Genomic DNA, 16,823 nt, shown 5'->3' on the forward strand with positions numbered 1-16,823 from the left:
TCACTATTTAATACCATAACATATGAAATTACCTGTATCCTATCACCAGCAAAGGATGTGGTTCATCGACCATTTCGAAAGAGATTATCTCTACGAAGGAGGACCAGTTTACCATAATATACCATTGAGTTTTACAATAGAAAAAGAGGTAAGTACCGAAGAAATTTATCGTGCCTTTACACAATTGATCAACCGTCATGATGTTTTAAGAACCAAAATCGTAAGAGAGGGTGATCAGATTTTTCAAGTCATAACAACCCCTGAAGAAACGGATATAAAAAAGCTGCTTAAAGAACAGCTTAATCTGAAAGAAAATCAGGAAGAATTACGCAAAATATCCTTTGATTTTGAAAATGGAGTATTGGTAAAAGCCTATTTTGAACGTTTGGAAAATCAGATCAGGATACTATTTGTACTTCATCATGTAGTGGCAGACCGTTATAGTCTTAAGATTCTCAAAGAAGATTTTTTAAGTTTCGTTTCGAGTCCAGAAGATTCTTTAGGATTTACTATGCAATACAAAGATTTTTCAGAATGGGAACAAGCTGTCGATCCTTACGAAACAGAAAGCTTGGTTGCTTTTTGGAGAAAACAGTTAACCGATAATCAGGTACTGTATCTTCCTACGGATTCAGAACGCGTTCCGGTTCATATTTATCAAACTGCAACGAGTTCTTTTTCTTTTAATAAAGATGGTTTACAATCCTTTGCAGCAGTTAATGGCACTAGTCCGCAAATGGTGACTTTGGCTGCTTATAAGATGGCTTTGGCTCAGTTTTCAGGACTTTCGGATATCGTGATCGGTACCTTGATGAACATGCGCAACCATCTTACAGAATCAACGGTGGGACCTATAGAAAATCTGGTAGTGTTGCGATCTGTACTGGACAAAAACACAACACTAGCCGATGCCTGTACAGTGGTTGCCAATACCTGGCAGACAGCATACAACAATAAAGAAATTCCATTTGACAAGCTGGTTGTAGAAATCAATCCTAAAAAAGACATGAGCAGAACAGCACTTTTTGATGTTTTGTATTTATACGACCGATACGATGCTGTTACAGAAGAAGAAGGAAAACCTTTTAACTATAAAAATCAGGGATTAGGAAAATACGATCTTAATCTTTTAGTACAGGAAAGAGAAAATAGTTTTGACTTTATACTCACCTACAATGATCTTTATTTTAAAGCTGAAACCATCACTTCCTTTTTAGAAAGCATAGAAAGTATCCTTACAATGGCTACGGAACACGAAGATACCTTAAGAGGAATTGCCGTATTCTGATTACCATTCGATAACGCACCGTATTATTTCATATTAACAGCAAAGAGTGACTACGTTACAAGAAAATATTTTTAAAATCATGGAAAAATTCATAAAAAACTTAAAAGACCTTGGATTTCAGCTTAAAATTAACGGACAGGATTTAGTTTTATTGGGAAAAGAAGGAAAACTTACACCTTCTGATATTAAGATTATCACCGAACGTCAGGACATAACTTCGTTCATTAAAGAAAACAAAGCCGATATTATTGCTTATTTAAAGAAAGAAGATTTTAAACTGGACCGAAAAAACATTTCTTCTATGTACGGATTAAGCCCTGTTCAGGAAGGGATTTTATTTCACAGTACCTATTTGTACAGTACCGGAGCAAAAGAAAATACCACTTATCATACCCAGTTTGACGTTACTTTTTCGTCTAAACTGGATGTAGTTCGCTTTAAAAAAGCCTGGCAGCATGTCATTAACAATCATACCATTCTGAGAACCGGTTTTATTTACGACAAAGTAAATATTCCGATTCAGTTTGTAAACAAGGAGGTAGAAGTTCCTTTACGATTGATTGATTTAACCAACAGTACTGATGAGGAGAAGGACATAACCTTTAAAAAACTAAAAGACGAAGACCGATTTGAAGATTTTAGTTTTACAAATCCGCCTCTAATGCGTATCACGCTGGCTAAGTTTGGAGAGAGTACCTATAAAATGATATGGACGAAACATCACGTATTATGGGACGGATGGTCCGGACAAGTGATCATTCAGGAAGTGATACGTGCGTACACAAATTTAATGCACGGTGTAGAACCTGAGGCACAGGAAGAAGACCGATACGAAGATTTTATCAATTATATCAAAGCGATAGATGCCTTTGAAGAAAAAGAATTCTGGCAGAATTATATGCAGGACTTTAACGAACCTTCATTACTGCCTTTCTGTAAAGCATTACACGAACGTAACAAAGGAAAAGGAAAATACGAGCGCATTACCATTGATTTTGATGCGGAATTAACGCAAAAAATAAATGATTTTTCTAAAGCACAGCATGTTACCCCTAATACTTTAACACAGGCGGTTTGGGCTATTTTATTGTCAAAATACACAGGGTTTAAAGATATTGTGTACGGTGTTACCGTTTCCGGACGTCCGGCTGAACTCAATTACGACAGCAAAGTAGGATTGTATATCAATACCATTCCGTTAAGAGCAAAAATAGATCAGAATCAAACGATAACTGATTTCCTGGCCATGCTTCAGAAAACATCTGTAACGGCTAGGAATTTCCAACATACGTCTCTTAATAAAATTCAGCAATGGAACGAAATAAAAGGAGATTGTTTTGATACTTTATTATCGTTTACCAACTATCCGTCTAAAAGCAGTGACAGCAAGCAAAAACCGGTTTTAGAAATAGAGAGTGTAAATGTAAAAGAAAACAACAACTATTTACTTTCGATTCAGCCTATGCTGAAAGACAGACTGGTTATCGATTTTACATTCAACAGTTCGATAATGGAGGCTGCTTTTGTTCAGATGATTACAGAACATTTCAGAACAGCCTTGTGTCAAATGGCCGAAGAGCAGTTTACTACAATAGGAGATTTCAATATGCTGGGTGCAGCAGAAATCGAAGTGCTTACCAAAGCTTACAACGCCTCTGAAGTAGATTATCCGGCAGATCAGAATATAGTAGAGATTTTTGAAGAAAAAGCGGCAAAAACTCCCGACGCCGTTGCTTTGACTATAGACGGTAAACACATGACCTATAAAGTATTGAACGAAAAAGCAAATCAGCTTTCCAGATACTTACAAGAGCAGGGTGTAGGTCCGGAAGTCATGGTAGGAATGTGTATCAACCGCTCTTTTGAGATGATCATCGGAATACTTGGAATCTTAAAAGCGGGCGGAGCGTATGTGCCTATTGATCCTGAATATCCAACGGAGCGTATCAGTTTTATACTAAATGACAGTAAGTCAAATATAGTACTTGTCAGCACAAAAAGCAGTGAAACCGTAAAACTGGATATTCCTGTTCAGCTGGTAAATTTAGATCATGCAGATACATTTCTTTCTGCTTATGAAGCGACCAATTTAGAGTTGGACTTACCTTTAGACAACCTGGCTTATGTTATTTACACATCAGGAACTACCGGAGTGCCTAAAGGGGTAATGATTGAACACGGCAACGTAGTGCGACTTTTCTTTACGGAAAAACCTTTGTTTGATTTTGACGAAAAAGACGTATGGTGCCTGTTCCATTCTTATAGTTTTGACTTTTCGGTTTGGGAAATATTTGGTGCCTTGTTATACGGAGGCAGACTGGTGATTGTTCCTGAGCTGGTTGCAAAAGATACAGAAGCATTTGCAGATCTTTTAGCGGAGCAGGAAGTAACCGTATTGAATCAGACCCCTTCTGCATTCAATGCTTTACAAGAGCAGGTAATCGACAAAAAACATCCTTTGAAAGTACGTTATGTAATATTTGGAGGTGAGGCGCTTACACCGGGAGTTCTTAAACCATGGGCGGCTCAATATCCGGATTGTGCTCTGATCAATATGTACGGTATTACCGAAACAACGGTGCACGTAACCTTTAAAGAGATCGGAACACGTGAAATTAACCTTAATGTAAGCGATATCGGAAGACCAATCCCAACAATGAGCTGCTATATTCTGGATGAAAATATGGAATTAGTACCCATGGGAGTTGCCGGAGAATTGTTTGTTTCAGGAGCCGGAGTTTCAAGAGGATATTTAAATCGTCCTGAACTTTCAAAAGAACGATTCATGACTAATCCATTCAATCCTGGAGAACGTCTCTATAAAACCGGAGACGTTGCAAAACGACTTTCAAGCGGAGATATAGAATATTTGGGAAGAAACGATAAACAGATAAAAATCAGAGGATTCAGAATCGAACTTGGCGAAGTAGAAGCAGCCTTAAACATCTGCCCATATGCCAATCATGCCGCGGTTATTGTACATGAAGATCAGTTTTATTCGAAAGAATTAGTCGCTTATGTAGTCCTTAAAGACAATTATACACTGGAAGATTTTAAAGGATATCTTTTAGAAAGTCTTCCTAAATATATGGTGCCTACTTTATGCATCCCTCTGGATGAAATGCCACTGACTTCTAATGGAAAAGTAAATAAAAAAGCTTTGCCAAAACTGGCATCACAAGGAACAGATGCCAGCGGTTATGTTGCGCCGCGCAATACTAATGAAGAGCAGTTGGTAACCATCTGGAAAGAAATTTTAGACAGAGAACGTATAGGAGTTACCGATAATTTCTTCGAGTTTGGGGGACACAGTTTAAAACTGACAAGACTTATTACCCGATACCATAAAGAGTACGGAATCAAGTTAGAACTTAGAGATTTATTTGTCAACAAAACAATCGAGGAACATTGTCCACTATTATTTGGTGCTGCAGCTGAAAGCAATGAAATCGAAAAAATCACCCCTGTCGCTAAACAAGCGAATTATCCGCTTTCGAGCGGTCAGTATCGCATGTGGGTGCTGAGTCAGTCGGGAGAAAATAATACTTCCTACAATATGCCTGCGCAGCTTACTTTAGAAGGATACGATATTCCGCTTTTAAAGAAGGCTATTGATGCTGTTATCGAGCGTCATGAAACGTTGCGTACCATATTCAAAGAAGGAGAAAATGCTGAGGTCAGACAATGGATTATTACCCCTTCAGAAATTGACTTTACCATCCAGGAAGAGGATTTCAGAGGAGAGGCAAATATTGAAAATGCTGTAGCAGATTATATACTGCAGGATACTTTACAGCCTTTTAACCTTGCAGAAGGGCCTTTGTTAAGAATAGCATTACTGCAGGTATCCGATCAGAAACATGTTTTTTATTATAACATGCATCACATTATCGGAGACGGAGTTTCCATAAACATCTTAAAGAGAGACGTACTGGCATTTTACAACGCATTCAAAAATAACACGGTGCCTTCGCTTCCGGTCCTGTCTATCCAGTACAAAGATTTTGCGGTATGGCAAAAGCAGCAATTGGAAAACAATGCTTTTGATCCCCACAAAAAATACTGGCTGCAAACGCTTTCCGGAGACAGAGGAGTATTAGATTTTCCTAGTCAGAAAGCAAGACCAAAAGTGATGACCAATAATGGACAAACGTTAAGAACATTTCTTTCTGATACGGTCACCAGAAAATTTGAAACTTACTGTAAAACAAAAGGAGGAACCTTATTTACAGGAGTAGTAGCGGTTTGGAACATATTGTTTTACAGATATACCAATCAGAAAGATATTAGCATAGGGTCACCGGTTATGGGCAGAGATCATGTAGATCTTGAAAATCAAATCGGGCTTTACTTTAACAATATTGTGATCCGCAATCAAATCAATCCGGAGGACAATTTTGATCAGATATTTGATAAGGTTAAAGAAGCCATGTTTGAGAATATGAAACATCAAATGTATCCGTTCGATAACTTGCTGGACGATTTAACCATAAAAGGAGATACCAGCCGTAATCCTTTGTACGATATTATGATATCCTATCACAATACGGGAGCAGCAGAAAATAATAAAGATTTACTGCTTACACAGGAAGAGACGGATCAGATTGTGGTTCAGGATCAAAAAGGATCAAAACTGGACATGCTTATTAATGTTAAAGAAATAGGAAATCACCTGTACTATAACATTAATTACAACACCGATTTGTACAATCAAAGTTTTATCGAAATCCTGATGAACGACTTTAAGTATTTATTGTCACAGCTTTTAGAAAACAGAGCAGAAAGGATAGATGATATTGATTTCCAGAAAGAAACCAAGCAAATCCTGAGAAGCCTTAATGCTAATAAATTTAAACTGGTTAAAAAATAAAAGCCTTTAGCTTATCGCATTTACAGCGATAAAATTCTTTTTCAAATTAGAGTACAGAGCCGCGAATCAGGTTAGATCATTTTTGGTTCGACCTGATTGGTGAAACTCTGAATCTTACGAACTAAATATTTTGATTACAAACACTACAGTCAAAAGCTGTATTCTAAAAAATAAAATTATGATCAATAGTATACAAAAATTAAAAGGGATTAAAGCTCAAAAAGTAACCGATGTTGCACAAGTTGACTATTCAGTATGGCCGGGTCAGGCAGGATTTCCATTGGTAGTTAAACCATCGGCAGTCGGAATGCAGTTAAACGACTGGGTAGCTCAGAACAGAGCTGAATTTCAGGAAAAAGTAAATACTTACGGTGCCCTACTTTTTAGAGGATTTCATATTAACACTGTTGAAAAATTTGAGAACTTCAGCAAATTATATGCTGATACTCCTCTTGAATATAATTTAAGATCATCACCTCGATATTCAGTTGGAAAGAACGTGTACCACACGACAACTTATCCTAAAGAATATTCGATAGAAATGCATAGCGAAAGCTCCTATGCGCCCGTTCATCCAAGCAATATTGTGTTTTGCTGTATCGATCCGGCCGACAAACAAGGTGAAACTCCGATAGCCGATAACAAAAAAGTACTAGAATATTTAAGCGGAAAAACAAGAACTAAGTTTTTGGAAAAAGGAGTGAAATACGTGAGAAACCTCAACGAAGCTTATGGTTTGTCCTGGAAAGAAGTTTTTCAGACCGAAGACCAAAAAGAAGTAGAGAAAACCTGCAACGAACAAGGCATTTCATTTGAATGGAAAAGCGATACCAACTTAGTTTTAACATGGACTAAAAAAGCAATTTGGGAACACCCGGCTACAGGAGATTCAGTTTGGTTCAATCACGCTTACTTTTTTAACAAATATGCCTTGGAAGCCTCCTTTTTTGATCTGGTAAATTCAGAAGATCAACTTCCAAACAACACCTTCTACGGAGACGGAACCGAAATCTCGAAAGAAGAAATCGAAGAAATCAGAGCAGCCTATCAAAAAGCTACCGTTTTATTCCCTTGGGAAAAAGGAGATGTATTATTCCTGGACAACATGCTGATGTCGCACGGAAGAAGCCCTTATGAAGGCAGCAGACAAATTATAGCCTCCTTATTTTAATTTCTAAACATACCTAATCCAAAAACAAAGTACTGTTCGCGTTCTGCCGGAACAGTTTGAATACCTAATTAATCAGATACTAAAATCATGGAAAAAGAAACAATAAATAACGTTGAAGGATATCAGCTTTCAATAAATCAAATGAACTTATGGAGTGTAGCTGAAAAAAACATACAAAACTATTTTAATCAGGTAGTTATTGATCTGAAAAGTGATGTGACTATAGAAAAGTTAAAACGCGGATTAGCACTCGTAATAAGTAAAAATGAAACCTTATTGTTTAAAATGAACGAGGCGCCAAATGTTGGTTTCCCGGTTCAGGCAGTATCTGAATTAAAGCAAACAGAAATAGTCGAAAGAACGGTTCAGGCATTGGATCAGTTTACGATTACATCGACTGTTCAGGAAAGTTTAGGATACGGGTATGACCCTTTAAAAGATAGTGCGATACGTTTTTGTCTGCTGAAAGATTCACAGGGTAATCAGGTATTGGCAGTGCGTTTGTTTTCACTTTGGGCAGACAGTTACAGTACCGCCTTTTTATGCAGCGAATTGTCCAAAGTCCTCTTCGACGAAACTTCGTATGAAAAAGAAGAGAGAGAAGTGGTAGAATATCAGGATTTTTCGGCCTGGCAGCAACAGCTGTTCAGCGATCCGGAAGAAGAAGGGGTGAATTTCTGGAAAAACTATCCGACAGATTTAACCAAAGATATTGTACCGTTTAAGAATCGTAAAAACGAGACATTCAGTCCTCAAAGGAAATCCATCTGCACCATTGACGGAGATGCTTATACCGAACTAAAAGCTAAAATGGCTCAGGAAGAGAGTTCAGCCGAACATTTGCTATTATCTCAATTTGCGGCCTATTTGTCAAAATTTGACGAAGACTCTTTTACAATCGGATATCTTCCGTTTAAAAGATATTATAACGAACTTGAAAATACATTTGGTTTAGTCGCAAAAACACTTCCGGTAGGTCTGAATGAATTTGCATCACTATCTGAAAAAGAAGCCATTGCATTGGTAAAGAAATCAGTAGCCGAAATCGGAATGTGGTCGGATTATTTCTATCTAAACAGAATTCATGACAAGGAAGTTACTGAAGCTACAACCTTCAACTATGTGTTTGAGTACGCAGAGCTGAATGACAATTATTCTTCAGATATTTTAAAAATAAGAGACCTGTTTAGCGTAACGGATGTTTTTGAAGTAAAAATTAACGCTGTAGATTTTGGCGACAGACTAACCATAGATTTGTATTACGATACGGTTTTGTACTCCGATGAGGCAGCAGTTCTAATGGCTTCTCAGCTTAAAGCAGTCTTTACCAATCAGAATAATGTTTTAGCGGGGCAGGCCATTATAGAGGCGTCAAATGATACTGCTAAAGAATATACTTCTTTTGATTCTATTTTGGAAATCTTTAACGAGCAGGCAGTAGTACAAGGAAATAACACAGCGCTGTCTTATAATGATGTTACCATTTCTTATCAGGAGTTAGACGAAAAATCAAATCAGTTCGCTCACTATTTAATTCAGAATTGTGGCATTCAAAAAGCAGATCCTGTTGCTGTTTTACTGGATCGTTCGCCTTATTTTATGATTAGTGTTTTAGGAATTCTGAAAGCCGGAGCTTACTATATTCCAATGGACACGGCTTATCCCAAAGACCGAATTCAATTTGTTCTGGAAGATGCAGCCTGTAAACTACTTATCAGTACACCGGCTATAATTGGGGAAGAAATTTATGCTGATTTAACCGTTCTTGATCCGTCTAAAGAAGAGATATTTCAAACACAAGGCGGTACATCACTATTTAATAAAGCCACTCCGGAAGATATTGCCTATTGCATTTACACTTCAGGATCTACCGGAAATCCAAAAGGATGTCTGATCACACATGCAAATCTTTTAAACTACATACAATGGTCGAATGACTATTATTTTACGGATGCGGAGACAGGAAACTGGGGATTGATTACGTCTATTTCGTTTGATCTTACCATAACGTCTCTTTTTACAAGTTTAACCAGAGGAAAGCAATTGTGGATCGGATCGGATGAAAAATCAATAAACGAATTGCTTATAGAAAGTTTTACCAACCCGAATATTGATACTTTAAAATTAACGCCTTCACACCTTTCGTTACTGAAAGAGCTGAGTATAGATAAAACAAACGTTAAAATCATTATTTGTGGTGGCGAACAATTAACTCAGAATCAATTGCAGAATGTTTGGGACATCGACAAAAACATCCGCATATTTAATGAATATGGCCCAACTGAAACGACTGTAGGCTGTATCGTAAAAGAAATGACAAGCGATCAGGCTGAGGTACGCATTGGGAAACCTATTGCCAATACCACCATAGCGATTGTAGATCAGCAGGGTAATCCTTGCGATATTGGAATGTACGGTGAAATTATAATTTCGGGTGCAGGAGTTGCAAAAGGATATCTAAACCGTCCGGAACTTAATGCAGAACGTTTTATCGCAACAGAAAATGGTTCATTATCTTATAAAACAGGAGACATTGCAAGATGGATGGACAACGGAGAGATCATTTACAAACAGCGAAGAGACGACCAGGTCAAAGTAAGAGGTTACCGAATAGAATTAAGTGAAATCGAACAGCAGCTGCTACAGCATCCCGGGATCCATCAGGCAGTTGTATTAGTAGACAGTAAAAGTGAGAATGAAAAAGAGATTATTGCTTTTATTGTTTGTTCTCAAAAAGAAGAATCAAAAGAGATTAAAAGATATCTGGAGCGCAAATTACCGGCGTATATGGTTCCTTCTTTGATTATAGAAACAGATGCCATTCCGTTAACCGTAAACGGAAAAGTGGATAAAAAATATTTACTGACATTAAACAAAGGCAGATCATCAAGCGTAGCGTATGTGGCTCCGGTAAATGAACTTGAAACACAAATTACAGCCATTTGGCAAGAGGTACTTCAATTGGATACCGTAGGAACCGAAGATGACTTTTTTGAGTTAGGAGGCCACAGTCTTAAAGCGACACAACTGATCAACCAATACCATAAAGCTTTTGAAGTAAAACTGGGATTAAAAGAAGTATTTTCAAGTACTACCATTAAGGCACATGCCAATTTGATTGGAAACTCAGAAGTAAAAAAACACAGCTCGATACAAAAAGTTCAGGATGCCGAAGATTATCCGGTTTCAGCAGGACAACGCAGATTATGGGTGTTGAGTCAGTTTACCGGCAGTGCCGGAGTGTACAATATGCCTTTTCATCTGACTTTAAAAGGCGCTTATGATGTAAAATGTTTTTCAAAAGCAATAGAAGCTACTATAAGCAGACACGAAGCTTTGCGAACGGTATTTAAAATCAATGCCGAAGGAGAGGTAAGACAGGTAGTCAAAACAACAGAAGAACTGGGGTTCAGTGTAAATTATATAGATTACACAACCGATCTGCATCAGGATACCAACGTAGCGCAGTACCTAAAAGAAGATACCTATGCGGCATTTGACCTGACCAACGGACCGTTAGTAAGAGCTAGTATCTTACAGCTTTCAGATGAGGAGTATATCTTTTATTATAACATACATCACATTGTTTGCGACGGCTGGTCAATGAATGTTCTGGCAAAAGATGTCCTGGCGCTATACGAGCAGCTTCTGGAAGAGAAAGAACCGGAATTACCGGCACTAAAAATCCAGTACAGAGATTATGCAGTCTGGCAACACGAACAATTACAACAGGAACAAAACAATGTTCATAAAGAATATTGGTTAAAAACGCTGACAGGAGAACTTCCTACTTTAGATCTGCCGTATCAAAAAGCAAGACCGACCGTTAAGACTTATGCGGGAAACAGCCTAAGAACTTATATCACTCCGGAAGTTACAAACGGACTTAAAAAGTACGGACAAAATCAGGGAGGAAGTTTATTTATAGGATTACTGGCTGCCTGGAATGTCCTGTTTCACAAATATACCGCTGAAAAGGATATCATTATCGGAACGCCTGTCGCAGGCAGAGAGCATGCCGATTTAAATGATCAGATTGGTTTTTATATCAATACACTTCCGTTGCGAAATGCAGTAGATCCTGAGCAGAGTTTTGAGTCTTTTTACCAAGCAGTAAAAGAGAACACGCTCTCGTCTTATGAACATCAGATGTATCCTTTCGATAATTTGGCAGACGATCTTGACCTCCGAAACGATACCAGCAGAAGTGCTGTGTTTGACGTGATGCTGATGTTACAAAACATGAGAGATGTTGCTGAAAACAAAAATCTGGATCAGACGGCTTTTTATACGATAGAAGATAAGGGCTATAAAGTATCTAAGTTTGATATGGACATTGCGTTTCAGGAACAGGGAGATTATCTCGCTTTTAACATCACTTACAATACCGACCTGTATTCGCAGGAAGCGGTATCACGTATCATAAACCATTACAAACAATTGCTGGAAGTACTGGTACAAGATTCAAATCAACAGATAAAAAACATAGATTACTTATCGAAAGAAGAAAAACAAGAGCTTATCATTGATTTTAATGCCAATTCAGTATCCTATCCGACTGATAAAACCTTAATCGATTTGTTTGTACTTCAGGCTGCTAAAACTCCTGAAAATACAGCATTATCATTTAAAAATCAAAAGTACACTTATCAGGAACTGGACCAACTTTCGAATCGTTTGGCCAATTGTTTAAGACAGGATCACCATATTGTAAAAGGAGATTTTATAGGAGTACAGTTAGAAAGAGATGCGTCTGTCATTATTTCGATTTTAGGAATTATGAAAGCGGGAGCGGTTTATATTCCGATAGACACAGCCCATCCGGAATCCCGAAAGGCATATATCTATGACGATACCAATATAAAGTTACTCATTGCAGATAAATCTCATATTACGATCAGTGATGACTTTAAAGGAACCTTGTTTGATATGGTTACCGATTTTGAGCCGGACAATTATAGTGAAGATCTGGAAGATGTAAAACTTACAACAGATGATTTAGCCTATATCATTTATACGTCGGGCTCTACTGGAAATCCTAAGGGAGTGATGATTGAGCATAAAGGAATTGTAAACACCATTTTCGCTCAAATCGAACTTTTCGATATTACAAATAATGATAACGGATTGCAGTTTGCTTCATTCTCATTTGATGCTTCAATATCTGAAATATTCACAGCACTTTTATCAGGGGCCTGTTTATCTGTAATCGACAGAGAACACCGTGAGGATCCAAAAATGCTGGAGAAATACATTATTGAGAATAAAATCGCCGTAGCGACAATACCGCCTTCTTATTTGAGTCTGATGGATGTAAATTCTTTAAGAAGATTAAAAACTTTAATCACAGCAGGTGAAGCTCCTGTTTATAGTAAGGTAAAAGAATATTTGGAGTTAGGAAATTATTATAACGCCTATGGACCTACAGAAACCAGTATTTGTTCTGCGATGTATGGCTTGCTTAAAGGAGAGGATTTACCATTAGGAAATATACCAATAGGAAAACCGATTGCCAATACCCAAACCTTTATTCTGGACAAGGATCACAAAATAGTACCTGTTGGAGTTATTGGAGAAATATGCATAGGAGGAGCCGGATTGGCCAAAGGTTATTTAAACAGACCGGAACTTACAGCAGAGAAATTTATTGAACATCCGTATGCAGAGAACGAACGTCTTTACAAAACAGGAGATTTAGGAAAATGGCTGCCGGACGGTACTATCGAATTTCTGGGAAGAAAAGACGACCAGGTTAAAATTTCAGGATATCGAATTGAACTCGGAGAAGTAGAGCAAGCTTTGCTGGCTCACAATCAAATTGACGAAGCTGTTGTAATGGTAGAGATCAATCAGTTTAATATCAAAAGTTTAATTGCCTATGTAGTGGTATCCGATGATACATTGTCGTTAGAACAGTTAAGAGCATTCCTGAAAAACTTAATTCCGCATTATAGCATTCCTTCAGAGTTTATAGCCTTAAAACAGCTACCGATCACCATAAACGGAAAGATCGATAAAAAAGAACTGGGGAATACACCTGGAATTAAAATAGCCAGCGAAAAACAATACGTAGCACCCGAAACAGAGAAAGAAAAACTGATTACCGGAATCATTGCAGAAGTATTGGGGAAAGAGGCAGGAAGAGTAAGTCTGCAGGACAATTTCTTTGATCTGGGAGCCAATTCCATAAAGATTGTCAAGATACTTAACGAAATCAATAAGCAATTAGGGCTTGATATTAAAGTCGTATCCTTATTTGAAAACCCTAATGTAGAGGAGTTTCTTCAATACTTAAATGCTGTTGATTCACAGGAAAAACAAACAGAACAAGTTCCGGAAGATATATCAGAAGCTCTGGATGAATTTATAAACTTAATGTAATACGATGCAATTTAATTACTATGGAAAATAATATTAGAAAAAAAGATATTGCTATTGTTGGAATTTCAGGTAAATATCCCAAGTCAGATAATATTAATGAGTTCTGGAAACATTTAATGAACGGAGAAGAATTAGTTCATTTTTACAGCGATGATGAATTAAGAGCAGCGGGAGTAACGGAAAAAGAACTTGCTAATCCGGATTTGATAAAAGCACAGGCTTCTCTGGAAGACCCTAATAGTTTTGATTATTCTTTTTTTGGATACACCAGACAAGAAGCAATGTCAATGGACCCTCAGGTACGTATGATGCACGAACTGGTTTGGCTTGGTCTGGAAGATGCCGGATACAATCCTAAAACATACAAAGATAAAATCGGATTGTACTTGTCTGCTTCAGATAATATGAACTGGAGAGCCTATACGATGATCACCAATAACGATAATGTAAATTCATTTTACCTGAATCAGATCTCCAATAAAAACTTCATCAGCACCCTGATCTCTTACAATATGAACCTTAGAGGTCCCAGTTATTATGTAGATACAGCCTGTTCAAGTTCATTGGTTGGAATTCACCAGGCCTGTCGTTCTTTATTGATGAGAGAATGTTCTATTGCAATTGCCGGAGGAGTAAGAGTATATTCAAAAGTATACAAAGGCCACCAGTATCAGGAAGGAATGACCAATTCTAAAGACGGTCACTGCAAAGCTTTTGATGAAGATTCGTCCGGTATTGTATCCGGAGAAGGAGCCGGAGTAGCCGTTCTGAAAAGACTGGAAGACGCCATAGCCGATAAAGATCAGATTTATGCCGTGATACGTGCCTCAGTAGTAAACAATGATGGAAACCGAAAAGTGGGATATACAGCTCCAAGTATCAGCGGGCAGTACGAATGCATCAAACAGGCACAGCAGATTGCAGATGCAACACCAGAATCGATAACCTATATTGAAGCACATGGTACTGGTACAAAATTGGGCGATCCTATAGAAGTAGAAGCTCTTAATAAATCTTTTGAATACAATACCAATCACCACTGCGCTTTAGGATCTGTAAAAACTAATATTGGGCATCTGGACAGTGCAGCAGGAATTACAGGATTTCTTAAAACAACACTGGCATTAAAAAATAAAATGCTTCCGCCGTCTTTACATTTTAAAAATCCAAACCCGGAAATTAATTTTAAATCGGGACCTTTTAAAGTACAGACAGAATTAGCGGCTTGGACATCGAAAGACAACCAGCCTTTAAGAGCCGGTGTCAGCAGCTTTGGAATAGGCGGAAATAATGCCCATGTAATTTTACAGGAAGCGCCGGTGAAGGAAGAAACCGCTGAAAACAATTCTTATAAGTTATTGCGTTTTTCTGCACAATCTGTAGGAGCTTTAAATGCCTATCAGGAAAGGTTAACTTCGTTTCTTGAAGAAAATGAAAAAGATAATTTTCAGGATATGGCCTATACTTTGCAGGTCGGCAGAAATCAGTTTAAGTACAATCGTTTTCTGGTAAGCAACTCCAGAGAAAATGCCATTGAAACTTTAAAAGATCCTTTAAGTAAGTCCGTTTATTCTGGTAAACTAAGTCAAAAGAGAAAGATCGTTTTCATGTGTACAGGATCCGGAGCACAATACCTCAACATGGGTAAAAATCTTTATGAGAAGGAACCTTATTTTAAAGAGCTCATAGACAAAGGATTTTCGATTATCAAAGCGTTAACCGGAGTAGATGTTACCAAGGTTTTGTATGAAGAAAATTCAGCTGCGGAAAAAAATACAGACATTAATAAAAATGAATTCACGCAGCCTATCGTATTTGTTTTTGAATACGCTTTAGCCAAATTAATGATGCGTTGGGGAATCACTCCCGACAAATTAATAGGACACAGTACAGGAGAATATGTTGCGGCTTGTTTAAGTGAAGTATTTTCTTTTGAAACCGGTGTAAAATTGGTGGCTAAACGTGCTTTATTGATGAACAAGACGCCGGGAGGAAGCATGTTAAGTGTATCGCTTTCTGAAGAAAAAATAAAAACCTACCTAAATGATCAGGTGAGTCTGGCAGTGGTTAATTCTCCGGAATCTTGTGTTTTATCTGGTACCGATGCTGCTATCGATGCACTAATAGAAATATTGGAGACCGAAGAAATTTTATGTTCAAAACTAAGAATTTCATTAGGAGGGCATTCCTTCTTAATGGATTCAGTGCTGGATGAATTTAGAGAGGAGTTAGAAAAAGTCGAATTCTCAACACCTAAGATTCCTTTCGTATCCAATCTTACAGGACAACTGATCAGTTCAGAAGAAGCGGTATCAACGCAATATTGGGTTGATCATTTGCGTCATACGGTACGATTCTCAGACGGATTAGCCACATTGTTAAAAGAATCGGATAGCATTTTTATTGAAGTCGGACCAGGAAATACCTTGACCACTTTGTTTCAACAGCAACAGCACAATGAAACTTCCAATAATACCGCTATAAATCTGATCAGACATCCAAAACAGGAAATTAATGATCAGGAGCATCTTTGTCAAAAATTAGGAGAATTGTGGATGAATGGTATCGATATTAACTGGGAAACTTACTACGGAGAGCAAAAACCATACAGAGTGTCGATGCCGGGCTATGTATTTAATAAAACAAAACTGCCTGTAAAAGTAAATCCATTCGCGTTTCTCAATTTTTCAGGATCAGAAGAGGGCGCTATTGCCACACCTCTCACCACAGAACACTATGATGACAGTGAAGCCTTTCAGGATGATTTAGAGGATCATGCAGTGTCTTTTGTAAACTATGTACCACCATCAAATGAAACCGAGGAAAAGCTTGTTGAAATGTGGAAATCATTTTTTAGTAAAGATGAAATTGGAGTTTTACATGATTTCTTCGCCTTAGGAGGCAATTCTTTAAAAGGCGTTACCATGCTTAAACTAATTCAGAAACGATTTGACATCGAAATCAAGATTAAAGATTTCTACCAAAAATCGACCATCAAAGAATTGGCCGCAGAGATTGATATGGGATTAAAGCTTGTGACACTTCAGGAAGAGAGTACCTATAAATCGGTAATGACAATCTAAAAAAAACACCTGACTTTTCTTTTGTACGAA

5 protein-coding genes are annotated in these 16,823 nt (G+C 37.7%); all 5 read left to right on the top strand.

Translation table 11 applies throughout. From position 1 onward, the window contains the following. Window positions 1-22: 22 nt before the first annotated feature. The 5 genes from M4I44_RS10455 to M4I44_RS10475 all read left to right on the top strand — a co-directional run bounded on the left by M4I44_RS10455 (window position 23) and on the right by M4I44_RS10475 (window position 16,793). Window positions 23-1,288 (top strand): condensation domain-containing protein, encoded by a 1,266-nt coding sequence (locus M4I44_RS10455; protein ID WP_249967243.1) that lies wholly within the window; start codon window positions 23-25, stop codon window positions 1,286-1,288. 79 nt (window positions 1,289-1,367) lie between these two features. Beyond that, entirely contained in the window at window positions 1,368-6,158 is a 4,791-nt protein-coding gene (locus M4I44_RS10460; protein ID WP_249967244.1) for a non-ribosomal peptide synthetase, read from the top strand. 178 nt (window positions 6,159-6,336) lie between these two features. Continuing rightward, window positions 6,337-7,329: a TauD/TfdA family dioxygenase gene (locus tag M4I44_RS10465; RefSeq protein WP_249967245.1), complete on the top strand. Its 993-nt coding sequence runs from the start codon at window positions 6,337-6,339 to the stop codon at window positions 7,327-7,329. 87 nt (window positions 7,330-7,416) lie between these two features. Further along, the gene (locus tag M4I44_RS10470) at window positions 7,417-13,710 is read left to right on the top strand and encodes a non-ribosomal peptide synthetase (RefSeq protein WP_249967246.1); all 6,294 of its coding nucleotides are present in this window, start codon (window positions 7,417-7,419) and stop codon (window positions 13,708-13,710) included. A gap of 20 nt (window positions 13,711-13,730) precedes the next feature. After that, complete coding sequence (locus M4I44_RS10475; RefSeq protein ID WP_249967247.1) at window positions 13,731-16,793, top strand: type I polyketide synthase; 3,063 nt, start codon at window positions 13,731-13,733, stop codon at window positions 16,791-16,793. The last annotated feature ends 30 nt before the right edge of the window (window positions 16,794-16,823 follow it).

Origin of the sequence: Flavobacterium sp. B183 (genome assembly GCF_023539155.1) — a bacterium.
Lineage (GTDB): Bacteria > Bacteroidota > Bacteroidia > Flavobacteriales > Flavobacteriaceae > Flavobacterium > Flavobacterium tructae.